Source organism: Treponema putidum, from assembly GCF_024401155.1.
GTDB lineage: Bacteria > Spirochaetota > Spirochaetia > Treponematales > Treponemataceae > Treponema_B > Treponema_B putidum.
Genome location: NZ_CP038804.1, coordinates 950,390 through 974,276, shown reverse-complemented (window position 1 = coordinate 974,276; position 23,887 = coordinate 950,390). Strand labels below are relative to the sequence as shown.

Sequence of the window (23,887 nt, the reverse complement as noted above, 5' to 3'; positions counted from 1 at the left end):
AAGAACCTTGACTATTAACGGAAAAAATCGGATAATATACCTAAGATTATTATTTTAAGGAGGTTTCTTTGAAAAAAGTAAGACTATTACTTTTGCTGTTTGTTGTTGCTTTTCTATTTTCCTGTAAATCTGCTCCTAAGCAAAAAGAAGAAAAACCGGATGAAATGGAAAAAATTCAACAACAAGAATCAGTAAAGGAAGAACCTGATAAGAAAGCGGAACAAAAAGTTATATCCGATGATGCATCGTATGTTATATATTTTGCACCGCAAGCCTATCAAATCGATCAGTTTACTGCACAAAAACTAAAAGAAATAGCGGATGATCTTAAAGCCCGAGGGGTAAAGAAAATCGTTATTTCAGGTCATAGTGCAAAACTTGACTCGCAAAAGGACGAAGATCGTATTGCCTTACAGCGTGCTATTGCTGTTGCAAACTATTTTCAAACAATGGGACTATTTGATGCGAACGGTATAACTGTCGAAGGTAAGGGAGCTCGCGAACCTGCAAGTACGCACTCGGAAATTACTGACCGTTTTAAGAACCGCAGAGTAGAAATTCACAGTGTTAAATAAACACTATGAGATTAAAAAAATCATTTTGGAGGTAACTAATGATTAAAAAAATTTTTTTTGTAGCTGTATGTTCACTTTTAGTTGTTTCGGCTTGGGCTCAAGCTCCTTCTATTGTAGGAACCGATTATGTACGCCCTGCGATTCACTATGTTGAGGAAGGAACAAATTACATAAATAGTGACGTATTTTTTAAGCTTAGATCACAAGACAAGGAAACAGGTCTTGACTTTGTAGAATTTGCTTTGAATGGAGCAGCCTTTATGAGATATAAAAACCCCTTCCAGCTTCTTGAAGAAGGAAAATATGATATTTCATATAGAGGATTTGACAATAGCGGAAACTTGGAATTACCCAAAACTTTTTCCGTAATTGTAGATAACACAGCTCCTGATGCAATGATTAAAACAACAGAACCGTTGTATAATGACGGCGTAGTACTTTACTGCTCATCAAATACAAAATGGTATGTTTCCGCAGCCGACATATTAGGCGGATCAGGTGTAGCAGCAGCTTACATGGGCACTGATCTGAATTCTCTCAAACTTTCCGGAAACGGAAAAGAGTCCGAACAAACCTATGTTTCATTAGATAGTGAAGGGCCTGTAAATCTTTATTATACAGCCATTGACAATGTAGGAAACCTTTCCCCCATTAAGGTAGTTTCAGTTACTATTGACAAGACTGCTCCTGTTGTAAGCCTTGCAAATTCAAACCGACTTATCAACAAAGATGAGGAATATATGATATTCCCCAGCGAAAATGTCGTCGATGAAGAAGGCAGAGTTATTGTTTCTACAAGCGAAACCGTTTCATTTACGGCAAAAGATGAACTTTCAGGTGTTGATGCAATTTATGTAAAAGTAAACGATGGAGACTATACTAAATATGTAGAACCTATCAAATTTACACAAAATGCAGTTTACAAAATTGAAGTTAAGGCTATCGATAATGTAGGCAATGTTTCTGATCCTGTTATGTACACATTCTATGTTGATCAGATTACACCTAACTCGGAGGTTGACATAATCGACAGGTCGGGGAATCTTCTCCCAGCCACAACCTCAGCAGATGCCGAGTAAAAAAATAGAGGCATCTCCTATTAATCGGCTTCCAATATAACCGGCTAATAGAGATACTTATCGGTAAAACAAAACGGCCGAAGTAAGTAACTTTTCCAAAGTGAAAAACTTTACTACTTCGGCTTTTTATTTTGCACATGCATATTTTTAATCAATTGACAGACAGCTTTAAATAATTTAGACTAAAGCTAAGATTATGAAGCTCAAAAAAATATGTTTAACAATTTTACTTCTCATAAACTTTTCATATATTTTTGGAAATACCGATTTAAACAAAACAAAAACGGAAATTGAAACAGAGTTAAACTATCCCTTAAATTTTAATGTTTCAATATCTCACTTTTTAAAATTTTATAGACCAAATATGGATTCAAAATATACCGAACTTGGGTTTAAGGCCTCATTGAAACCGGCAAATATTTTATGTTCCTTCAATTTTAAATTAGCCTATGTACCCTGCTTAAATTTTATTGCAAATACGGCTTTTGGAACAGGCTGGGCCTACCCTAGCTTAAATTTTTACGGTGTTGCAGAAAATCAAAATATCAATGATTTACAAGTTATAAAGCCTTTGTATTTTTCAAAGCTGTTTTTTAGTTTTCAAGGCGGGCTTGAACTGTATTTTGATCTAAGCTCAAAAATAAAAAGTAAATGGTCAAATTTAATCTTAAAAACAGGGCATATTATAAATTACAGGGCTCTTTTACCATCAAAGGCAGAAACGTTTTGGTTTTTTAATAATGATTTAGGAGAAAATAGAAATGGAACTATATATAAAGGATATTATTCCATTGAATACAATATACCTCTTTATTTAAACACAATAATAATAGAGCTTATAACCTATAAAAACTTATATAAACCCTTGCCTTATGCAAAAAATAAAGCTGAAAAATTATGGACATTTGAATTAAAAAATGAGCTTTTTTTTAAAGCCTCAGAAAAAACACGCATAAAACTACAAGCAGTATGGAAAACGGCGCCAATCTATTATAATTACAAAGATGAAGCACATTTTACTCAAAAAATAATCAACTCAAAAAAGAATATCGACATGTTTTTTGAGTCCGTTGCAATCAGTTTTATATTTAAACTATAGGGCTTACAATGGGTTTGAAAAAACCTTTATCCGTTATAATTCCTGTACATAATGAAAAAGGCGTAATATCAAATGCAGGATAAAGTCCCGAGATTGAACCGCTCTTATTTTCAGATTTACAATCGTATCTAAAATCGTCCGATAAAATTGCAGTTCTTTTTCCCATAGCATAAAGAGCCTCTTCAGGATTCCTATATTCGATTTTTACTTCTTTTGCAGAAGCATAGTTTTTATCGGGAAAGCCTATTGCATAATAAGGAATACCAAAGTAATTTGCAGCTATAGCAATTTGAAGAGTTCCTATCTTATTGATAATAGAACCGTCTAGGGTTATAACATCCGAAGCTGAAACACAAAAGTTAATTTTTTTTTCGCTCATTAAAAGGGCTATCATATTGTCGGTAATGACTGTTGTATCAAATCCCATATCATAAACCAAAGAAGCTGTCAAACGGGCTCCTTGAAAATATGGACGGGTTTCGGCACAAAAAACCTTGATACGTTTTCTAGTTTCATTAAACTTTCGTAAATATCCGCCGACTGTAGTCTCTCCAAAACATTGGGTTAAAATTGAAGAGCCGTCAGGAACCAAATCAGCAAAAAAAGAGCCGGCAGTCGTATTTTTTTTATACCTGACATTGTTTTGTTCTACGGCATTTTGTTTTAAGGCCTTTATGATGTCACTTGAAGATGTTCCATCTTTTATCAGAATTTCAAAGAGGTTCAAGGATTCTCCGGTAATAAGCTGCATTGCCTTGCTTGTTGTAGGACGGACATGGGATAAAGCATATGCCGCATCTTTCATAAAATTAAGATACTCCACCTTTGAAAGGTTTTTGCCTTGATATGCAGCAAGGGCCATACCCATACCTGCCGCTGCAAAGGGCCCGCCGCTTTGGGTTACCATATCGGAAATGGCCTTTGCAACTTCCACATATGTTTTACATATGCAAAATTCCGTTTTCGCCGGATAAATACGCCTGTCTAAAATACGTACCTCTCCGCATTCTTCATCAAACCAAGCAACATTTTCATATTGCAAAATAAAGCCTAAGTTATAATCTTCTCGCATTTTTAAGTATTTTACCGATTTTTCCCGTTTTATTTATAAATTTTACACTAATTTGTTTAAATAGTATAAGCATTTTTTAGGACTTTGTCAGTATAAAATAAAAAAAATTAAAATAAGACTTGCGTTTTTTAAAAAGATATCTTATAATTTAGTTAATAGTTAATGGTATAAATAATAAATAACCTTAACTATAATATCAGTGAAAGGAGTGCAGTTATGGAAGCAAAAAAAGAAAAGAGAAATTTAAATTTATTTAATATTTTCTCTCTTGGTTTCGGCGGAGCCGTAGGTTCCGGGATATTTGTTTTAACAGGCTTAGGAATTGCAGCCACAGGCAAATCCATTGTAGTTTCAATTATGGCAGGTTGTATTTTTATGCTTTTAGCATACTTTTACAATGTTCTTTTATCATCAATGTTTATGTTTGAAGGAGGTGATTATAGTCAAAAAGCTCTAGTGTTTAATCCTTTTTTTACAGGTATAAACGGGTATATAACATTTATTAATGGTTTTTCTGTTGCTATGTATAGCCTTGCAATGGTAAATTATGCAGGAATAGTTTTTCCTCAAATTCTACCTTACACAAAATTAATTGCGATAATAATTATTACCTTGTTTTTTGCAGCAACTATAAGAGGTTCAAAATTTGTTTCTACAATCAATAATATAATGACCTTAGTATTAATCCTAGCAATTATTTTTTATATTGTATTTGGAGTTCCTAAGGTAAAACCGGGCTATTTCACAGATCCAAATTTTTTTACAGGCGGGTTTAAAGGTATCATTGCCGGTATTGCAATAATGGGATGGGCATGTCAAGGAACCACAATGGGCCCGGTTTCTGTATCGGCAGTAACTATTAAGCCCAAAAAAAATATACCCTATGGTATATTCCTTGTAACAATAGCAATTGCCATTGTTTACGGCTTAATGGGCTATGTATCGGCAGGAGTGCTTCCCATAAGCGAGGTTGCAGGTCAAAATCTTTCACTTGTAGCTTCCGAGATTTTCCCAAGATCAATTTTTATTCTCTTTATAATGGGAGGGGCTGTTTTTGCCATAGCAACATCTATGATTACCGGCATAATAATGGTTCGATATCCAATACTAAAAGTAGCACAAGCAGGTTGGCTCCCAAAATTTTTTACACAAACAACTCAGACCGGTTATCCATGGGCTGTTTACGGTATTTATTACATATTGTCAATTTTACCGGTTTTACTTGGCTTAAAATTAGATGCTATTGTTTCGCTGGTAATGATACCTGCAATGCTTACAAACCTATATACAAATATAAAATGTATTAAGGTGATACGGGATTATCCGGAGCAATGGAAAAAATCGGTATTGCATATGCCCAGAATACTTATGGACATCATATGTATTCTTTCGGCACTTTGTGCAGCTATAGTATGCTATAATCTGTTTATGATGCTTTCAACAAAAGAAAAACTTTTGATGATAGGGATTATGGTTATCATATCGATTTTATCAATTTACAATTTAAAATCAAAACATGTAAAAATTGAAGAATTGGAAGCAAATAAAAGGCAAATTATCGAAGATGCCTTACTTGCTGAAACTGAAGAATAGGAGAAAAAAAATGATTTACGATTTTACAACAAAAATTTCAAGAAAAAACTTAGGTTCACTTAAGTGGGACTTAATGTATTCACAAAATCCTGAGGTTGGAAATGAGGTGGTTCCTCTTTCGGTAGCAGACATGGAATTTAAAAATCCGCCGGAACTTATTGAAGGTTTAAAAAAATATCTTGACGAAACAGTGTTAGGATATACAGGACCTACTGAAGAGTATAAAAAAACCGTAAAAAAATGGATGAAGGATAGACATCAATGGGATATTGAAACAGACTGGATAATAAATACTGCCGGAGTCGTTCCTGCAGTGTACAATGCCGTTAGGGAATTTACAAAACCTGGAGACGGAGTCATTATCATCACCCCCGTTTATTATCCTTTCTTTATGGCTATAAAAAATCAAGAGCGTAAAATCATAGAATGCGAATTATTGGAAAAAGACGGATATTATACAATCGATTTTGAAAAACTAGAAAAATTATCCAAGGATAAAAACAATAAGGCTTTGCTCTTTTGCTCTCCGCACAATCCTGTAGGCAGGGTTTGGAAAAAAGATGAACTTCAAAAAATAAAGGACATAGTTTTAAAATCCGATCTTATGCTATGGTCAGATGAAATTCACTTTGACTTAATTATGCCCGGTTATGAGCATACAGTGTTCCAATCTATTGATGAGCGGCTTGCCGATAAAACGATTACTTTTACTGCTCCGTCTAAAACATTTAATATTGCAGGAATGGGTATGAGCAACATAATAATTAAAAATCCTGATATAAGGGAAAGGTTTACAAAATCACGGGATATTACAAGCGGAATGCCCTTTACTACACTCGGATATAAGGCTTGCGAAATTTGCTATAAAGAATGCGGAAAATGGCTGGATGACTGTATAAAGGTGATAGACAAAAATCAAAGAATTGTAAAAAATTTCTTTGAAGTAAATCATCCCGAAATAAAGGCTCCTCTTATTGAAGGCACCTATTTACAATGGATAGATTTTAGAGCTTTGAAAATGGATCATAAGGCTATGGAAGAATTTATGATTCACAAGGCTCAAATATTTTTTGATGAAGGCTATATTTTTGGAGACGGAGGTATAGGGTTTGAAAGAATCAATTTGGCTGCTCCATCATCTGTTATCCAAGAAAGCTTAGAAAGGCTAAGCAAGGCGTTAAAAGATGTCTTAAATCATTAAAAAATCAATTTTACAGCGAGTAAAAATACCCTCCTCATATTTAATATATAAAATATGAGGAGGACTTTTATAAAGATTCATTTTTTCGGTTATTTTTTTCGAGGATGTCGGTATAAGCTTTCAAAATTTTATCAAAAGCTACCATCTCGTCAACAGTAAAAGTTTCAAGAAGTTTTTTCCTTGTCTTTATATTGTCTTTATTGTCATAAGCTTTATGCTTTAAAACCGTTTCTTTTGCTTTTTCCGTAGTGTGCAAAAAAAAGACTTTGCCGTCAGCTTCGTTCACCTTCTTATAAACCAAGCCCCATTTTATAAGCCTATGTACAATTTGAGAAATTGCACTTGAAGTTCTATTCCATTTTTTTGCCAAAGCTGAAACCGTTATATTTTCATTATCATAAATATCGGTCAAAATATGCATTTCAATCATCGTATATTTCTTACCCGTACCATAATCTCTCCTTATAGTATAATAATAAGAAAACGATAATACAAAATCGTACATGCCATCAACAACATGGCTTATATTTTTATACCTTTTTTCAATCAAATCTACGGATTCATTGTCTTCTACCCATGCGTTAATTATTTCATTTCTATAAATATCATTAAACATTTAAAACTCCCTAGCAGTTCAATTTAAAATTTAGTTAAGTACCTTGAAAAGATAGCCATTTTTACAATGATTGTCAATTATTTTAATATTTTTATCTCAAACTATTGACAAAAAAACAAAAATAGAATATACTCGCCAGCATAAGCGAGATATTTTGTAGACTTGCTTATTAAATTGCAATACTTGACATTTTTTGGGTTTATGTATATTATACACACGCTCACTGTTAAGCGAGAGTGGTGGAATTGGCAGACACGCTAGACTTAGGATCTAGTGCTTCGGCGTGAGGGTTCAAGTCCCTCCTCTCGCACAATTCCACAAAACAAAAAGTGGAGTAGAATTGCGGGAATAGCTCAGTGGTAGAGCGCCACCTTGCCAAGGTGGATGTCGCGAGTTCAATCCTCGTTTCCCGCTTCTAAAGCGATTCGGTGAACGGATCGCTTTTTTTTTACCCCTTTACAAAGGGCAGTCTTAAAATCAACTCTAAGGAAGGAAAAATGGACTACGAAAAAAACGTAAATCTTAAAGAAAAATCACATGCGGAACTTTCAGTAAAAATCAAAAAGACTGAAGTTCAAGAAAGCTATAAAAAATTGCTCAACAAATATTCAAAAGAGCTTCAAATACCGGGATTTAGAAAAGGAAAAGTTCCCATATCCGTACTTGAAACAAAATACGGTGATGCCATTAGAGGTGACCTTGCAGGAGACCTAATCGAAGATTCTTTAAAAGAAATTTTTGAATCTTTAAACGAATATGAAAGACCTCTCCCCTACTCCTACCCCGAACTTAACGAAAAACCGGAATTAAAAGTTGAAGAAGACTTTTCCTTTACAGTCCACTATGATGTCTTCCCCAAGGTAGAAATTAAAAAGACGGAAGGCTTTACTATTGAAGTGCCCGAAGCAAGCGTTTCCGATGACGACATAAAAAAAGAACTGGAAAGACTTCAAGAGCGGAATGCCCTTGTTACAGCTTGCAAAGAAGGGACTTTAGCCGAAAAAAATCATATTGCAACAATTGACTATTGTGAAATTGATGATGAAGGGAAAACCATATCCGGTACTGAAAGGCAAGACTTTGTGTTTACAATAGGTTCTGGCCTAAATATCTATAAAATTGATGATGATATAATAGGCATGAAAAAAGGTGAATCTAAAGAAATCACTAAAACATTCCCGGAAGACGATTCAAACAAAGAACTTGCAGGAAAAACAAAAAAAATAAAGGTAACTCTTACCGCTCTTAAATACAAAGATTTACCGGCCATTGATGATGATTTTGCTCAAGACATAAATGAAAAATATAAGAACTTAGATGAACTAAAGGCCGATATCAAGAAAAAGTTTGAAATAAGCATGGAAGAAAAAATAGAATCTTTACAAAAAAATGCTTTAATGGAACAAATGGTTAAGGAGCATACGATAGATCTTCCCGAATCCATGATAAAAGCAGAACTTGAATCCAGATGGATGATGATGGCTAATCAATTTAGAACCACTCCTGAAGAACTTGAAAAAATGCTCGGTAAGGGGCCGCAATCAAAAGCAGCTCTTATGGAAAGCTGGCGGGAGGATTCCGAAAAGAACTTAAAAGAAAGAGTTTTAATTGAAACCCTTCTTAAAGAAAAAAATATTGAAGTAAGCGATGACGAGATTGAAGCCGAGTATTCCCGTTTATCTGAAAGAATGGATATCGCTGTTGATGAGCTGAAAAAATATTATGCAAATCCCCGTGAAAAAGAATATTTAAGTGAAGGCCTAAAAGAAGAAAAACTTTTTAAAGCTCTTTATGAAAAATCGACAATCAAAAAAGGTAAAAAAATTACCTTTGAAGAACTTTTAAAAGATTAAATCTTGCTGTTTTAAGGAAAAAAAATGAGTACACTTGTACCTTATGTAATTGAACAAACCGGAAACGGAGAACGCAGTTATGATATTTTCTCCCGTCTTTTAAAGGATAGAATTATCTTTGTAGACGGAGAAATAAACGATATGTCGGCTGATTTGGTTGTAGCCCAGCTTTTATTTTTAGAGGCACAAAATCCCGATAAGGATATCAGCCTCTATATAAACAGTCCCGGAGGTTCCGTAACTGCCGGCCTTGCAATTTACGATACTATGCAGCATATTCGTCCCGATGTACAAACAATTTGTTTGGGCCAATGCGCCAGTATGGGAGCCGTTCTTTTGGCGGGAGGCGCAAAAAATAAGCGCTATGCCCTGCCCTCATCCCGTGTTATGATTCATCAACCATGGGGAGGAGTTCAAGGCCAAGCCGTAGATATCAATATCCAAGCCAAAGAAATAGTAAGATTAAAAAAACTTACCATTAAATATTTTGCAGAAAATACCGGCAAAACGGAAAAACAGGTAGCAGCCGATATGGAAAGAGACTTCTTTATGTCGGCAGAGGAAGCCTTAGCCTATGGCATTATAGATACCGTTATGAATAGGAGAAAAGATGGCTAGAAATAGGATGGACGGGGCTTTAATATGCTCGTTTTGCAATAAGCCGGAAAGTAAAGACAGGTTTATAGTGCCGGGACCTGCGGGGGTATGTATCTGCGACAGATGTGTTGATCTTTGTGAAAGTTACATAAAATCATATCGGACGGTACGCCCTGTAGAAAGATCCGGACCTATCCCTACGCCTCAAGAACTAAAAGAGTATCTTGATGAATATGTAATCGGCCAAGAGCAAGCAAAGAGGGTATTATCTGTAGCCGTTTATAATCATTATAAACGAATAATGAATCCTCCTTTAAAAGATGATATAGTTATAGAAAAATCAAATGTTCTTTTATTAGGCCCTACGGGATCGGGTAAGACTCTTTTAGCAAGAACCCTTGCACAAAAAATGGAGGTTCCCTTTGCCATAGCCGATGCAACGACTTTAACTGAAGCAGGATATGTAGGAGAGGATGTCGAAAATATCTTGCTTAAACTTATTCAAAATGCAAACGGGGATATAAAAGAAGCCGAAAGAGGTATTATTTTTATTGATGAAATAGATAAAATTTCCAGAAAGAGCGAAAATGTTTCAATTACCCGTGACGTATCAGGTGAAGGAGTACAACAGGCCTTACTCAAAATAATTGAGGGTACTACGGCTTCCGTTCCTCCTCAGGGCGGCAGAAAGCATCCTAATCAGGATATGCTTAAAATAGATACAACAAATATACTCTTCATTTGCGGCGGAGCCTTTGTAGGATTGGATAAAATAGTAGAAGCCCGTATCTCTACAAAACCGATAGGTTTTGGTGCCGAAGTAAAAAAACTGAATGAAAAAAATCTTACCGAGTTGTATGATCAGGTTTCGCCCGATGATTTGGTAAAGTTCGGTCTTATCCCGGAATTGATAGGACGGATTCCTATAAAGGTAGCCTTAAATGAGCTTACAAAAGAAGATTTAACCCGTATCTTGATTGAACCTAAAAATGCTATAATAAAACAATTTCAGGCAACCTTTAGGCTTGATAATGTAGACTTACACTTTGAAGAAGATGCAATTACAGCTATAGCTCAGCAGGCGATAGACCAAAACACGGGAGCCAGGGGCTTGCGTTCAATTGTAGAAAAGCTTATGCTGGATGCAATGTTTGAAGCTCCTTCATTAAAGGGTAAAAAGGAACTTATTGTAAATAAAAAAATGGTCGGAAGTACTACATTTAAACCTAAAATAAGATTGTTAGACGGAAAAACTGCATAAGTTTTAAAAATCCTAATTCAATAAAAAGGGCTGGCTTAGCACAGAGAGCAAAACTTTAGCTTTTTAGAGCGGCTTTAGCGCTTTAAAGCGGCTTTAGGCAGCCTTTTTTATGCATTTCCTTGAGCAACCACCACAAGAAATGAAAAAATAACTGCTAAAATTATCGATAAAAAACATAAAAAAATATCGATTATAAATTTTAAAATATATTTCGTTTCTTTATAGCGGATTATAAAATAAGCTTTAAATACAATTGATGCAAATGTAAAAATTATAAGCAATACACAAAGATTCATTAATACGTTTAAAATCAAAAACAAGCTGGAATCCAAAAAATCTTGAGAACTGCTTAAAACATAAAAAAGAATAAAAATAAAAACAGAGGCACTCAAAAATCTTATCGAGCGGTCTAAAAAGCGAATAGTAAAACGTTTATATTGGGTATAAGGCTTTATATCTTTACTATCCATAAGTTTTAATTTGAAATTTAAAGAAAATATGCGGATATTTATCCGCATATTTATAAACTGTTAGTTCTCCGATTCCGAAACTTGGCCTTCTTCCGAAATAGGGCTATCGGATACAGCGGGTTCTCCGGAAACTTCAGTTGAATCATCCTCAGCTGAAACTTCCTCTTCCCGGCGAGGCTTACGCCCTTTTCGATCTGAAACCTTAGCAGGTTTTTCTTCGGCAATTTGAGCTTCTACCGTAAAAGATATCTCTGCCGAGGTGTTTTCATAAAGCTTTATAAGGGCCTTATGCACACCTGTACTCTTAACGGTTTGGCCCGGAATTTCGATGCGCTTTCTTTCAATATCGAAATCAAGTTTTTGAAGCTCATCAAAAAGAGTTTGGGTTGTAACGGCACCGTAGAGTTTTCCGTTAGGCCCCGCAGGCATAATAACCTTAATTGAAAGAGCTTCAAGTTTTTCTTTAAGCCCTGTTGCATCTTGGCGTTTTGCAGCCTTTTTAGCTTCAATTTCTTCTTTGCGTGATTCAAAATGAGCCAGAGTAAACTCATTACAAGGAACAGCTAAGTTTCTTGGGAAAAGATAGTTTCTGGCATAGCCCTTAGCTACGTTTTTAATATCTCCTTCTTCTCCAAGATATTTAACATCTTCATTTAAAATTACTTTCATATACAAGCTCCTAAAAAAATATCCGCCCAATTCCGGGAGTCGGAAAGGGCTTTTTAACATAGGCTAATTTTTAATGTAAGCAATCGCTCTAAAGCAATAAAGTTTTATACAGCTGCTTACATTAAAATTCTATTCGTTCATAACAAAAGGAAGCAAGGCAACAGCTCTTGCACGCTTAATTTCAACGGCAAGTTTTCGCTGGTGTTTTGCACAAGTTCCGGTAATCCTTCTGGGAAGAATCTTACCTCTCTCGGTTATAAAGCGGCGTAAGGCATCCGGTTCTTTATAATCGATCTTTAACTTTTGCGTACAAAAACGGCAAACTTTTTTTCTGTAAAAAGCCCTGCCTTTTCTTTTGTCTTCGCCTTCGCGAATATTATCCTGCATGTTAACTTCCATGTCTACATCATTCATTGTTTCATCCGACATTTAAATCTCCTTAAAATGGAATATTATCCAAATCTGAATTTCCCATATCCGGCTGATAATCGTCATAGGAAGGTTCCTGTCTTTTTTGATAAGCAGAAAGCCTCTGACTTCCATCATTATACGGATTATTTCCGCTGCCCTGATATGATCCCTGGCGCTGAGGTGCGGACTGCGATTGTCCGCTCTGACCTGCCGAGCCTCCGACAAGCTGAATATTGTTAGCTACAATTTCCACCTTGCTTCTGGTTTGCCCGTCTTGCTCCCAACGGTTTTGTCTAAGTTCACCGTCAATAGCAACTTGTTTACCTTTTACAAGATACTGATTTAGGGCTTCACCCTGCCGGCCCCAAAGAACCACGTCAAAAAAACTTGCTTCTTCGCTCCAGTCATCGCCTGTTTTCCGTCTTCTATTGACCGCTACGGCAAAATTACAAACCGCAATACCGGAAGACGTATATTTAAGCTCAGCATCTCGAGTCAAGCGGCCAACCAATACTACATGATTTATATCTGCCATAAAGTCTCCTTTTTAGTCCTCTAAACGAACAAAAAGATATGTCAACATCTGAGTAATCAGCTTAAAACGCTTGTCCAATTCAATCATCTTTGCAGGATCTGCTTCGATGTTGAAAAGCACATAACGTCCCTTTGTCTTCTTTTTGATTTCATAAGCTAAATCCCGATCGCCGAAAGGCTCTTCAGACTTGATCTGAACACCGAAATCCGCCAGAATTGAATGTAGAGCATCTATTCCCGGTTTGTAAAGTTCTTCTTCAACCGGAAAAACCGTCATAAGTTCATAGTTTCTCATGTTCCCTCCTATGGACACATTTCTGAGGCCCGCATTTTCTGCGAGCCGGAGTTTTTATAGAATAGCAAAAAATACTATCTTAGTCAATACCAGGGTTTTAGCCCGGCTAAAACCGTGCATAAAACCGGTTAAGCCTAGCATTTCATCATGCCGGCATAGTGTGCAAGCTTTAGCACTTCATCATGCCGAAAACCATTACGAAAAGAGCAACGGTTTCGCAAAGACCTACTATGGTAATGTACTGTACAAAGCCTTTTCCAGTTTCAGCCATGGCATCTGAACCTGAAGCTGAAGCCTTACCTTGAGCAATAGCAGATGCTGCAATAGAAACACCGCAAACAAGGCCTAAGCCCAATAAAAACCAATCGCTCTGAGATGAGGTGAGCATCCTATTCATAAGCAAGAAACCGTAGAGAGTCTGCGTAAGAGGAGCACCTGCAAAAGCAACCAAACTAAAGGGAGCGGGCTTGTTATTTAAATAACATCGTTTCCATGCACCTATTGTTGACTGACCTGCAATGGCAAGACCGATTGCAGAACCGATAGCTGAAATACCCAACGCAGCAGCAGCACCAAAAAAACCAAAAGTCATATCCTTCCTCCAAATTTATTCATTAAAGGGTTCATATTTAAAGCCCGACCAAGTCAAGCCTACATGATTAGAGAATTCCAAGGTATTCAACCGAACACCGTGGACTATAACGGAAAGCACGTTCATAATATAGTTAAGGCCGTGTCCGAACAATAAAAGTAAAACACCTGCAAAGATTATTATGCCTCTTAATGCAGGGCCTGCCATCTCATTTACGGTTGCACTTATAGCGCCTCCTGCAAGACCTACAGCCCAAAGTCTTATGTAGCTCATAATATCTGCAAATACGTTTACTACGCCCAAAAACATATTTATTATATTCTTTAAACTTTCAACAATGGCCTGTCCTATTCCTGTAGAATAGTTTGCAAAAATAAAGTTTAAGGCAAAACCCAGCCCTATGGCAAGCAATATTGTATTATTGATTGCATACTTTTGCGAATCTACAACAAGATTTAAAACAACAAAATACATTCCGCCAAGCATCGAAATTGAGCCCAGATCGGCAAGGAATTTAGGGGATTTGATATTCCTAAATAAGCTCACGAGATGGGCTATCATCAGCTGGGTCAAGCCTAGTGTAAAACAGAGCAGAATCTGGTTTTGATTGCGTATATCCTCAGGCGTAAAGTTTGCAATCGCGGGAACAGCTAAGTTTTTAAGAAAAGACGGTAAAATTCCGGTAGGCATACCGAACCAGTTACAAACCAGAGTACCCCAAATAACGGTCATCAAGCCTAAATAACCGAACATATAAAAGGCCGTAGGCACTTTTTGATTTTTTGCTTTTGTTTTTAAGATCAAAACAATTGAAATTAAGAACAAAACCGCACCGTAGCCCGCATCTCCAAAAATCATTGCAAAGAAAATTCCAAAAAAGAGCAAAAACCAAAGAGATATATCAGGCTCCGTATAACCGGGAACAGTCCCTAAAAAGTCGATTAGTGGAGAAATAAGATTTACAAGCTTATTACGCTTTATCTTTGTCGGAACAGGGTCATCTTCTTCGGGAGTTTGAGAAATATAGGCCCAAGATTTTTCCCTTGCGAGGGAAGAAAGCTTTGACTCATCTTCGCATGGAATATAACCTGTGAGCCAAACCAATTGAACCCTCTCATCATCATCTTGATTTCCGAAATCTATTGTCTGCATACCATCATGCACAATCTCAAATTGAAGTTTTTTGCTTACAATCTCATCCAAGACATGGAGAGAGTTTAAGTAGGCAGACATCTTCGTCATTTCCTTCTTATAAGAAGAAATCTTAGCCATTAAACTCTTGAGTTTTTCTTTTAAGGCCTTAACGGAAATTTCAGGGAGCTTTAAAGGAATAATATCCTGAGGCAAATCCGCAGGCAGAGCATTTGTTTCAGTCCAAATTAAAAACCTTACCCCTGTTTTGCCCCGTCCAACTAAAATAGTTTTAATGTCTTCGGGAAGAGAAGAATAAGTTTTTAATGAGGTGGTTGCAGGAAAAAGATAGATACCTTTTTCTTCCAAAAAATTAAAATCGGCAGTATTTATTTCTCCCCACTCGGCATAAGATGCTATATCACCTGAAAGCCTTGCAGATTCTTCCATGTTACTCTTATAAGAAGCAGTCAAGGACAAAACGGAATCTACAAAGGTAAGAGTATCTTCTTCGCTTAAAAGAGAGGGATGCGTTATTCCTTTTTTCTCTTTTTTGGGAAGATATTCCGTTAAAAGGCTTATAGCAAGAGTTATGTCGTTTTTCTCGGATCGTAGCTCGTTTATCAAGGTACCGTTTGCAGGACGGTCTTCAATATGTAAAAGCCCTAATTTTCTTAAATCTTTTAAGGCATGACGCTGCTCTTTTTTTAAAACTAAAAGAGTTACTTTTTTCATCGGTACAATCATAGAGCTTCATCCTTATGGTGAACCTTTTCAAGGTTCTTCTTTGAAATTTTACCGCGAACAACAGCTGCAACCTGTTGGTCTCCCAAATAAACCGTAATCTTCTTTATGTTTGCTCTAGTTGCGGGTATCTTAACCTTTTCAAACAGGTTTACGCGCTGGGTAGTAGTTCTAAGCTCCGAATTCAATAGGCGGACTTGCTCATCAAGCACCTTTGCCTCAAGGTCTAAGCTCAAAACTTCCTGCAATTTTTCGGCAGCCGTATCAACCCAAAGAGGAGTCTTATAAAGATCATATTTAGAGCGTTCAAATTCCGCACCGGAAAAAACAGGGATACTTACTCCGGCAATATTTCCGGTTGAAGTTAAAAGCTCTTTTATCTTAACCATCGAGGGTTTAAAAACATTTTGCTCACCGAATACCGCTACCCAGTCTTCGAATTCCTTATTAAGAGCATCTCTGTGAAGCCTTACTTCTTTAGCTCTGGACTCGATAGTGCGGATTTCGGTTTGAAGCTGCTGTTTTTTAAGCTGAAGAGTCGGCAAGTATCTTCTGTACATTTTTAAAGATTCTTTTTGATTCTTAAGCTCATTTTTTGTCAGTTTTATTGCCATAGCCTACCCTTTAGTTTGCCGGCCAGTACTTATTTACCAAGTCGGATTTAATACCGGTTTCTTCACGGGTAAAACATTCGGCAAGAATTTTCCAGCCTAGGCTGAGAGCATCTTCAAGCGGAATGTTTACCGACAGGTCCATCATTCCGGATTCGAATCTTGCACCGTATTTTAAGAGTTTTTCGTCCCATTCGCTCATCATAAAGCCCATGGACTTTTTTTCCAAGGTGTCCTTATACGAAGCGTAGAGCTTAATCATATTATCCATCAAGGCTCGGTGGTCATCTCTTGTTTTACCGTTTACGTTTTGCTTTAATCGTGAAAGGCTTCCAAAAGGCTCAATTCGTCCGTTTTTAAGATAGAACTGACCTTCAGTAATATAACCGGTGTTATCGGGAACCGGATGCGTTACGTCATCTCCGGGCATTGTCGTAACGGCCAATACCGTAACGGAACCTGCGTCGGCAAAGTCTACAGCCTTTTCATAGCGGGCTGCAAGCTGACTGTAAAGGTCTCCGGGATAACCTCGGTTTGAAGGAACTTGTTCTTGAATAATAGCTATTTCTTTCATTGCATCTGCAAAGTTTGTCATATCCGTTAAAAGAACCAATACGTCTTTACCTGCAATGGCGAATTTTTCCGCAACTGCAAGACACATATCCGGAATCATAAGGCATTCAACCGTCGGGTCGGCTGCCGTATGAACGAACATGGCTGTTCGGCTCAAAGCACCGGCTTCTTCAAGGGTGTCCTTAAAATAGAGGTAGTCATCATATTTTAATCCCATTCCGCCCAAGATAATTACATCAACCTCGGCCTGCATGGCTATTCGGGCTAAAAGCTCGTTATAAGGCTCACCTGAACTTGAAAATATGGGCAGCTTTTGAGAAACAACCAGGGTATTAAATACGTCGATCATCGGAATACCGGTTCTGATCATTCTGTTTGCAAGAATACGCTTCGAGGGGTTTACCGAAGGGCCGCCTATAGGAATCATGTTATCCTTTAAGGCAGGGCCTAAATCACGAGGCTCGCCCGAACCGTTAAAAATGCGGCCGAGTAAGTCTTCGGAATAGCTTACCTGCATTTCCTTGCCTAAAAAGCGCACCTCATCCCCGGTTGAAACACCTCGGCCACCTGCAAAAACTTGCAAGGAAACCAAGTCTCCGTCAAGTTTATTAACTTCTGCAAGGGAAGCTCCAAAACGGGTTTGAACCTCAGCCAATTCTCCGTATGATACACCGTCGGCTTTAACCGTAATAACCGAACCGTTTATCGATTCTATTTTACTATATACCTTTTTCATCTTATACCGCCTGCTTCAATAATTTTTTTGCTCTTTCGTCTAGGCTGTCCGCTTTTTCGGCGATGAGCTTTTTAATTCCGTCTTCATGGGATTTAAACGCATCCGAACCCCAAGGCGAGTAGTTATAGTCAATGAACATAAGTTTAAGTTTGCTGAAATAAGAACGGGCTTCATCCTTTGAAACAAATTTAAATGAAGTACCTAGAATTTCAACTAAAATATTATATATGTGCTGCTGGCGCTCAACCGAAACCGCATCATCGACTTTATCAAAAGAGTTTTGCTGTAAGTAGACGGCATCGAGTAAGTCGCCTTTTAAGTAAATTATAAAGTCTTCGATACTTGTTCCTTCTTCACCTACAACCTTCATCATCTGCTCAACTTCTGTGCCTCGTCGTAAAAAACTTCTCCCGTATTTGACTTCTTCTAAAGGAAGAACGCTGGGATATTTTGACCAAGAATCGAGAGGATGAATTGCCGGATACTTTCGGGCATCGGATCTTTCTCGTGAAAGGCCGTGAAATGCGCCTACAACCTTTAGCGTAGCCTGAGTTACGGGCTCTTCAAAGTTACCTCCCGCAGGAGATACGGTTCCTCCGATTGTAACGGAACCCTTTGAGCCGTCGCTTAGACGTACAATTCCGGCTCTTTCGTAAAAGGCTGCAATGTAGGATTCAAGATAGGCAGGGAAAGCTTCTTCACCGGGTATTTCTTCCAAGCGGCCGGACATTTCTCGAAGAGCCTGAGCCCAGCGGCTTGTAGAGTCTGCAAGAAGAAGAACGTCCAAACCCATTTGTCGGTAGTATTCTGCGAGTGTTACACCCGTATAAACCGAAGCTTCACGGGCAGCAACAGGCATCGAAGACGTATTACAGATAATTATTGTACGCTCCATGAGGGTGCGTCCCGTTTTAGGGTCTTTAAGCTCGGGGAATTCGGTAAGAGTTTCTACAACTTCACCGGCACGTTCACCGCAGGCTGCTATAATAACGATGTCAACATCGGCATTTCGGCTGGTAGCATGCTGTAAAACGGTTTTTCCTGCACCGAATGGACCGGGAATACAATAGGTTCCGCCCTTAGCGACAGGGAAGAATGTATCCATAGTTCTCATCTTTGTAACCAAAGTTTCCGTCGGCTTTAAGCGCTCTGCATAACAGTCGATTGCACGCTTTACAGGCCATTTAAAACTCATGGTAAGAGGTATAACATTTCCTCGTTCGTCCGTAACCTTAGCTATTGTATCATCTACGGTATAATCACCTTCAGGTTTGATAGATTTTAATTTATAAGTTCCATACATGTTAAAAGGAATCATGATACGGTGGGTAAAACTGCCTTCAGGTACGGTTCCTAAAAGGTCTGCACGCTTAAGGCTATCGCCTTCTTTAGCAACCGGAGTAAAGTGCCATTTGGCTGTTCGGGAAAGAGCATTTAAGTATATACCTCTTTCCAAAAAATAGCCGGCTTTTTCTGCAAGCTCCGGTAATGGGTTTTGCAGGCCGTCATAGACCTGTCCTAAAAGGCCGGGACCTAATTCAACGGAAAGAAGGTCTCCGGTAAACTCTACTATATCGCCGACCTTTATTCCCTTTGTAATTTCAAATACTTGAAGCTGAGCTACATCCCCCCGAATACGTATTACCTCGCTTTTTAGTTTTTTTGAACCAACTTCAACATAGCCGACTTCATTAAGAGTAACCAAGCCTTCAAAAGCAACGCTTATCATGTTACCGTTAATACCGGCTACTTTTCCTTTTGTTTTAGTCATATCATAACTCCAAATACTGTATATAAAGCATAAATCCTAATCTTAAAAGTCGTTTTATAAAAATTTATAAAACAACTTTTAGATTTTATCATATAAGTTAAAAATATTCAAGACAAAAAAAATCAAAAAATGTTAAAAATATAACTAAATTTTTTCACTGTCATATTCTATAAGAGTTTTTACAGGCAAATCTCCAAGTACCTTGTTATAATTTAAAAAAGGAAGGCCTACAACGCCGCAAAAACCCACAACCTTTGCTCCGCCCTCTTCTAAAATACTTCGGGCAGCATTTAAAGTTCCTCCTGTAGCAATCAGGTCATCCAAAAGAAGAACTTTTTGACCTTTTATTACGTCGGTTTTATGTACTTCAACAGCAGCCTGACCATACTCAAGATCGTAAGAAGCGGAGTAAGTTTCTCCTGGGAGTTTTCCCTTTTTGCGGATTAAAATAAGAGGGATTCCCATTTTATAAGCAAATGGGGAAGCAAAGATAAAGCCCCGCGCTTCAATGGCGGCTACTGCATCTACCTTTTCATCCTTGTACATTTCCATCATTTTATCAAGGCAATAGCTAAAAACTTTTGGATTAACCAAAATACCTGTAATATCATAAAAAAGAATTCCCTTTTTTGGGAAGTCGGGAACGCGTCTAATCGCAGCGTCAATTATTTTATCTTTCATAAACACAGTCTACACCTTATTTTTGCAATGGTCAATAGGAATTTTTTTAGTTTTAAATTATTTTAATCGAAAGCATTTTAAGTAATTTCTATAAATCATACGAAGTAATACTGAGTCCCATATTTTTAAGCTCATCTAAAAAAGACGGATAACTTATATCAAAACACTCGGCATCTTGAAGGATAAAATCCGAATCATCTTTATTATCGATACCCGCTCCCATAACCATAAGCATCATAGCTATTCGGTGATCTCCATGGGAATAAACTTTAGCAGGTCTTAGGTCTTTTCCTCCTGTTCCGCGAACAATTAAAAAATCCCTGCCCTCTACAATATCGGCTCCAAGTTTTTTTAGTTCTGAGGAAATTGCAAAAAGTCTATCACACTCTTTGTACCGGCAGATTTCTATATTTTTTAAAACGGTTTCACCATTTGCAAAACAAGCAATTGCGGAAAGAGCCGGAACCGCATCCGGAGTATCGGAACAATCAAATTCTCCTCCCCTTAAACTTGAAGGAAATATTTGAAGAATTTTATTTTTATCATCAAAATGAATATCCGCATTCATCTCTTTTAAAATTTTGACTATACGGGCATCTCCTTGAACATCATTTATATCTATGTTCTTTATGCTGATAGCAGAAGATGTAATAAGCGAGAGAGCAATTGGGAAAGCCGCACTTGACCAATCGGCAGGAATGCTTGCCGAGAAAGAAGAAATTTTTTGCCTTCCTCTAATTTTAAAAGTTTTAAAATCATCCGAAACGTCTAATTCAATACCGCAATTTTTAAGCCAATGAAGGGTCATTTTTAAGTATGGAAGCTCCCCTGCTCTTTTTAAATTTATTTGCAGTGGAAAATCAATTAAACCTGCTGCAAGCAAGAGGCCGCTTACAACCTGAGAAAAAGCCCCTTCAAGATAAAGTTTTTTTTCTTCAAAATTCTTAGGTGAATTTTCATGGCTAAAAACCCTAAGAGGCGGTTTTTCAGACTTGTCAAGAAATTCGTATTTTATACCGAGACCCTCATAAATTTCGATTAAGGGTTTTATAGGCCTCCTTAAAATCGATGAATCCCCGGTCAAAACAAAATCGGAAGCCGTTAAGGAAAGAAGAGAACCTAAAAAATAAAAAAGAGTGCCGGAATTTCCTGCATCTATTTTAATAGACTTTTGTTTTTCAATTCGTTTTTTTAAGCCTTCTTTCGGAGGGAAAACAATAACATCTGCAGAAGATATTGTTTTACACTCAATCTTAAATTTTACACCTAAGGACTCAAATACCGATATAGCCGTTTTAGTGTCTCCGCTAATTAAAAGATTTTTTATTTCGGAAGGAGCTTCAGCCATAGATGCTAAAACAATGGCCCTCATCGAATGACTCTTTGAAGGAGGCACCTCAATGGACAAGGGAGATATAGGTTTTGATTTTTTAATCTTTAAAATCATTTTTTTAAAAGAGCTTTGAGTTCCTTTAGGCGTTCTTGATCTTCGCAATCCGCTAAGAGCTTTAATGTTTCCTTGGCCTTTTCTTTCCGGTTTGTTTGGATATAAAGGTTTGTAAGATCAAACAAAAGCTCATCACTTTCACCGAATTCTTCGATGGCCTTTCTCAATGTAACTTCGGCACGGGCATGGTCGCCTTTTTTTATTGCAAGAAGAGCAATAAGCCTATATATTCTTTCCGTAGGTTCAATATCCATAGCCTTAACCAAAAGGCCGTCGGCATCGTTTAGATAGCCTATCTTTATGGAGTTTTCCGCTTTGTCGGTTAAAAGAACCGGATCTGTAGGATGAAGCTTTAAGGCTTTTTGATACCAAATATCTGCCTCATCATATTGCTCGTCAAAGAATAAAGCATTTGCATAAATATGAAAAGCCTCAGCCCTATTTCTTTCAGCTGCCAAATCCGCCGTTCCTGCCTCAATGTCAAAAAGAGGGGCACATTCCTTTAAGCGGCCTTGAAGGCGCATAACCTCTACATAGTTTTCCAAAATGACTATCTCATCGGGAAGCATCTTACGGGCTTTTTCGATTTCTATCTGAGCATCAAAAAAGGCATCTTCGTCAATCGCACAAAGAGCTTTTAAATTAAAAACCCAGCCATTATCAGGTTCAAGAGCTTCGGCCTTTGAAAGAGGAACAGAACAGTCTTCCCCTGTAAGGTACAAGGCTTCAGCCAAGCGGAAATGATAAAGGCCGTGTTCGGGTCCCAACTTACAAGCCTTTTTAAAAAACTTGACAGCTTCTTCAGGGTCTTCATCATGAATGAGAAGACCGTACAAATACCATATTGTAGAATCACTTGTCTTTGCGTCGCATAGTTTTTTAAAATTAAGTTTAGCTTCCCACTTGTTATCGATAGCATAATAGAATTTACCGCTTAAAGCCCAAGTACGCTCATCATCCGGGGCAATCCGTTCAAGAGCATTTATTACGTCGGCCATTTCGTTATATTCTTCAGAAGCCAAAAAGATTTTTCCGGCTTCAGCATAAGCGTCAATCGCCTCACTTTTTTTTCCCGCAAGATTGAGCTCGTTTGCTTCATTATACTTTAGTAAGCCTTGATCCGGCTTTAGCTCAAAAGCCCTTGCATAAAAGGCGGCTGATTTTTCATGTTCTCCTTGAGAATTTAAAAAATGTCCCTGCAAAGAACAAAGCAAGACCGACTTTTCAATTTCATCTTTTGGGATGCCTCTTAAAAGAGAGCCCAGTTTTTTCATATCGCCGGATTGATAATACAGGCCTGCAAGTTCAGCCATTATTTCATAATTATCATGTTCAATATCTAGGGCATCTAAAAATTCTTTTTCAGCCTCGTCATTTAGATGCTGTGCAAAATATATTCTTCCGGCCAAAATATGATCTTGAATAATAGGCTCACGGAGTTTCCATGCTTGTTTTATTTGGTAAATAGCCGCAACATATTGCCCCATTGCATAATATGTAGAAGCCAGGTTGATATAGGCTTCGGGGGAAATGGCATCGGGATTATTAGCCGCAGAATCGGTATTTTCTACAAGAAAGGGTTGAGAAATAATTTTAAATTCATTTAAGTAGAATTTTATCTTTGGATAAGATTCCCAGTTTTGTCCTGCAAAACCTATTTTTCCTGCAGCTTGAACAATATCGGATTCAAATTTGCCTAACCAAGTATTGTTTACAAGCACAGTTATACTTGTCCCTGCACAAATCAGTTTTATTTTAAATTTTGAACTATCAATATCGGTCAAAGGTTTTGTCCAGCCTAGAATGGGCATAGGTGTAGAATTAACAACAGCCTCAAGCCTTATCAATCCTTTGTCTGAAATAAGAAGGGAATAAAAAGCCTTATCGCTTATGTGCCTAAATACAAAACCCGCCGCACAATAGCCTGCACTTGTATTTTCTTCAGGAAAGAAATTATCAGTAAAAACAGGCAGCTCAATTTCGGCATCAAGCACAAAGTCCTTATATCGAAATACGGGATTTAGGACCCAGGCATAAAGATGCTTGCGTTTTAATTCCAGAGAGTAGGAATGTTTATCGTCAAGATTTTTTTCAAATAAGGACTGATAACCGTCTCCGGTTTCTTCAATAAAACGGGCTTTTTCTTTTTTAGAAAAATCGGCTTCCCATATTTCTTCTTTGATTTCTTCATTATCTATCGGTTGAGCTTTTTTAGATTCATATTTTTTTAGAATCTTGTTCTTAAAATAAGAAACATATAATTTAAGTTTTTCCAT

Annotated in this window: 23 protein-coding genes and 2 tRNA genes; 10 read left to right on the top strand and 15 right to left on the bottom strand. The window is 37.4% G+C overall.

What is annotated here, in order from left to right:
• Positions 1-68 precede the first annotated feature (68 nt).
• From E4N74_RS04625 to E4N74_RS04615, 3 genes are all read left to right on the top strand, one after another.
• Positions 69-575 (top strand): OmpA family protein, encoded by a 507-nt coding sequence (locus tag E4N74_RS04625; protein WP_255806340.1) that lies wholly within the window; start codon positions 69-71, stop codon positions 573-575.
• 38 nt (positions 576-613) lie between these two features.
• Positions 614-1,654 carry an OmpL47-type beta-barrel domain-containing protein gene (locus E4N74_RS04620; protein WP_255819093.1) on the top strand — a complete coding sequence of 347 codons (1,041 nt, stop codon included), beginning with the start codon at positions 614-616 and terminating at the stop codon, positions 1,652-1,654.
• A gap of 196 nt (positions 1,655-1,850) precedes the next feature.
• A complete protein-coding gene (locus E4N74_RS04615; protein WP_255806339.1) occupies positions 1,851-2,753 on the top strand; it encodes a hypothetical protein in 903 nt (300 codons plus the stop codon).
• Here E4N74_RS04615 and E4N74_RS04610 read toward each other — a convergent pair.
• Complete coding sequence (locus E4N74_RS04610) at positions 2,743-3,825, bottom strand: s-methyl-5-thioribose-1-phosphate isomerase (protein WP_044979266.1); 1,083 nt, start codon at positions 3,823-3,825, stop codon at positions 2,743-2,745. The two genes, E4N74_RS04615 and E4N74_RS04610, sit on opposite strands and share 11 nt — an antisense overlap.
• Positions 3,826-4,041: 216 nt before the next feature.
• On the opposite strand from E4N74_RS04610, the gene E4N74_RS04605 reads away from it, so the two are divergent.
• Together E4N74_RS04605 and E4N74_RS04600 are read left to right on the top strand one after the other, a co-directional pair.
• Positions 4,042-5,418 carry an APC family permease gene (locus tag E4N74_RS04605; protein WP_253697958.1) on the top strand — a complete coding sequence of 459 codons (1,377 nt, stop codon included), beginning with the start codon at positions 4,042-4,044 and terminating at the stop codon, positions 5,416-5,418.
• Between the two features lie 10 nt (positions 5,419-5,428).
• On the top strand, positions 5,429-6,619 hold the full coding sequence (locus tag E4N74_RS04600; RefSeq protein ID WP_255819091.1) for a cystalysin: 1,191 nt from the start codon (positions 5,429-5,431) through the stop codon (positions 6,617-6,619).
• A 67-nt stretch (positions 6,620-6,686) separates the two neighbouring features.
• On the opposite strand, the gene E4N74_RS04595 is transcribed toward E4N74_RS04600, so the two are convergent.
• A complete protein-coding gene (locus E4N74_RS04595) occupies positions 6,687-7,235 on the bottom strand; it encodes a MarR family transcriptional regulator (RefSeq protein ID WP_255806337.1) in 549 nt (182 codons plus the stop codon).
• A 230-nt stretch (positions 7,236-7,465) separates the two neighbouring features.
• On the opposite strand from E4N74_RS04595, the gene E4N74_RS04590 reads away from it, so the two are divergent.
• From E4N74_RS04590 to clpX, 5 genes are all read left to right on the top strand, one after another.
• Positions 7,466-7,545, top strand: a tRNA-Leu gene (locus tag E4N74_RS04590).
• 32 nt (positions 7,546-7,577) lie between these two features.
• Positions 7,578-7,649: transfer RNA gene (locus E4N74_RS04585), tRNA-Gly, on the top strand.
• Between the two features lie 83 nt (positions 7,650-7,732).
• A complete protein-coding gene (gene tig, locus E4N74_RS04580; RefSeq protein WP_255819089.1) occupies positions 7,733-9,088 on the top strand; it encodes a trigger factor in 1,356 nt (451 codons plus the stop codon).
• A gap of 24 nt (positions 9,089-9,112) precedes the next feature.
• Complete coding sequence (gene clpP, locus E4N74_RS04575) at positions 9,113-9,706, top strand: ATP-dependent Clp endopeptidase proteolytic subunit ClpP (protein ID WP_002669341.1); 594 nt, start codon at positions 9,113-9,115, stop codon at positions 9,704-9,706.
• Positions 9,699-10,946, top strand: a complete 1,248-nt coding sequence (clpX, locus tag E4N74_RS04570; protein ID WP_044979262.1) for an ATP-dependent Clp protease ATP-binding subunit ClpX — start codon at positions 9,699-9,701, stop codon at positions 10,944-10,946. Before clpP ends, clpX begins: the two co-directional genes overlap by 8 nt.
• A 107-nt stretch (positions 10,947-11,053) precedes the next feature.
• On the opposite strand, the gene E4N74_RS04565 is transcribed toward clpX, so the two are convergent.
• The 13 genes from E4N74_RS04565 to E4N74_RS04505 all read right to left on the bottom strand — a co-directional run bounded on the left by E4N74_RS04565 (position 11,054) and on the right by E4N74_RS04505 (position 23,887).
• Complete coding sequence (locus E4N74_RS04565; RefSeq protein WP_044979799.1) at positions 11,054-11,416, bottom strand: hypothetical protein; 363 nt, start codon at positions 11,414-11,416, stop codon at positions 11,054-11,056.
• 60 nt (positions 11,417-11,476) lie between these two features.
• On the bottom strand, positions 11,477-12,085 hold the full coding sequence (gene rplI / locus E4N74_RS04560; RefSeq protein ID WP_044979261.1) for a 50S ribosomal protein L9: 609 nt from the start codon (positions 12,083-12,085) through the stop codon (positions 11,477-11,479).
• 129 nt (positions 12,086-12,214) lie between these two features.
• Complete coding sequence (rpsR, locus tag E4N74_RS04555; RefSeq protein ID WP_144242356.1) at positions 12,215-12,484, bottom strand: 30S ribosomal protein S18; 270 nt, start codon at positions 12,482-12,484, stop codon at positions 12,215-12,217.
• A gap of 40 nt (positions 12,485-12,524) precedes the next feature.
• Positions 12,525-13,031, bottom strand: a complete 507-nt coding sequence (locus E4N74_RS04550; protein ID WP_255819086.1) for a single-stranded DNA-binding protein — start codon at positions 13,029-13,031, stop codon at positions 12,525-12,527.
• A 12-nt stretch (positions 13,032-13,043) separates the two neighbouring features.
• Positions 13,044-13,325 carry a 30S ribosomal protein S6 gene (gene rpsF, locus E4N74_RS04545; protein ID WP_255819084.1) on the bottom strand — a complete coding sequence of 94 codons (282 nt, stop codon included), beginning with the start codon at positions 13,323-13,325 and terminating at the stop codon, positions 13,044-13,046.
• A gap of 169 nt (positions 13,326-13,494) precedes the next feature.
• Positions 13,495-13,917, bottom strand: coding sequence for an ATP synthase subunit K (locus tag E4N74_RS04540; protein ID WP_002669353.1), 423 nt, complete (start codon positions 13,915-13,917; stop codon positions 13,495-13,497).
• A gap of 15 nt (positions 13,918-13,932) precedes the next feature.
• Positions 13,933-15,795 carry a V-type ATPase 116kDa subunit family protein gene (locus tag E4N74_RS04535; protein WP_255819079.1) on the bottom strand — a complete coding sequence of 621 codons (1,863 nt, stop codon included), beginning with the start codon at positions 15,793-15,795 and terminating at the stop codon, positions 13,933-13,935.
• On the bottom strand, positions 15,792-16,406 hold the full coding sequence (locus E4N74_RS04530) for a V-type ATP synthase subunit D (protein WP_044979257.1): 615 nt from the start codon (positions 16,404-16,406) through the stop codon (positions 15,792-15,794). Before E4N74_RS04530 ends, E4N74_RS04535 begins: the two co-directional genes overlap by 4 nt.
• Positions 16,407-16,416: 10 nt before the next feature.
• Complete coding sequence (locus tag E4N74_RS04525) at positions 16,417-17,712, bottom strand: V-type ATP synthase subunit B (protein ID WP_255819077.1); 1,296 nt, start codon at positions 17,710-17,712, stop codon at positions 16,417-16,419.
• 1 nt (position 17,713) lies between these two features.
• Positions 17,714-19,483, bottom strand: coding sequence for a V-type ATP synthase subunit A (locus E4N74_RS04520; protein WP_255819074.1), 1,770 nt, complete (start codon positions 19,481-19,483; stop codon positions 17,714-17,716).
• Between the two features lie 144 nt (positions 19,484-19,627).
• Positions 19,628-20,164, bottom strand: a complete 537-nt coding sequence (locus tag E4N74_RS04515; RefSeq protein WP_044979253.1) for an adenine phosphoribosyltransferase — start codon at positions 20,162-20,164, stop codon at positions 19,628-19,630.
• 88 nt (positions 20,165-20,252) lie between these two features.
• The gene (aroA, locus tag E4N74_RS04510) at positions 20,253-21,611 is read right to left on the bottom strand and encodes a 3-phosphoshikimate 1-carboxyvinyltransferase (RefSeq protein WP_255806330.1); all 1,359 of its coding nucleotides are present in this window, start codon (positions 21,609-21,611) and stop codon (positions 20,253-20,255) included.
• Entirely contained in the window at positions 21,608-23,887 is a 2,280-nt protein-coding gene (locus E4N74_RS04505) for a tetratricopeptide repeat protein (RefSeq protein WP_255819073.1), read from the bottom strand. Before E4N74_RS04505 ends, aroA begins: the two co-directional genes overlap by 4 nt.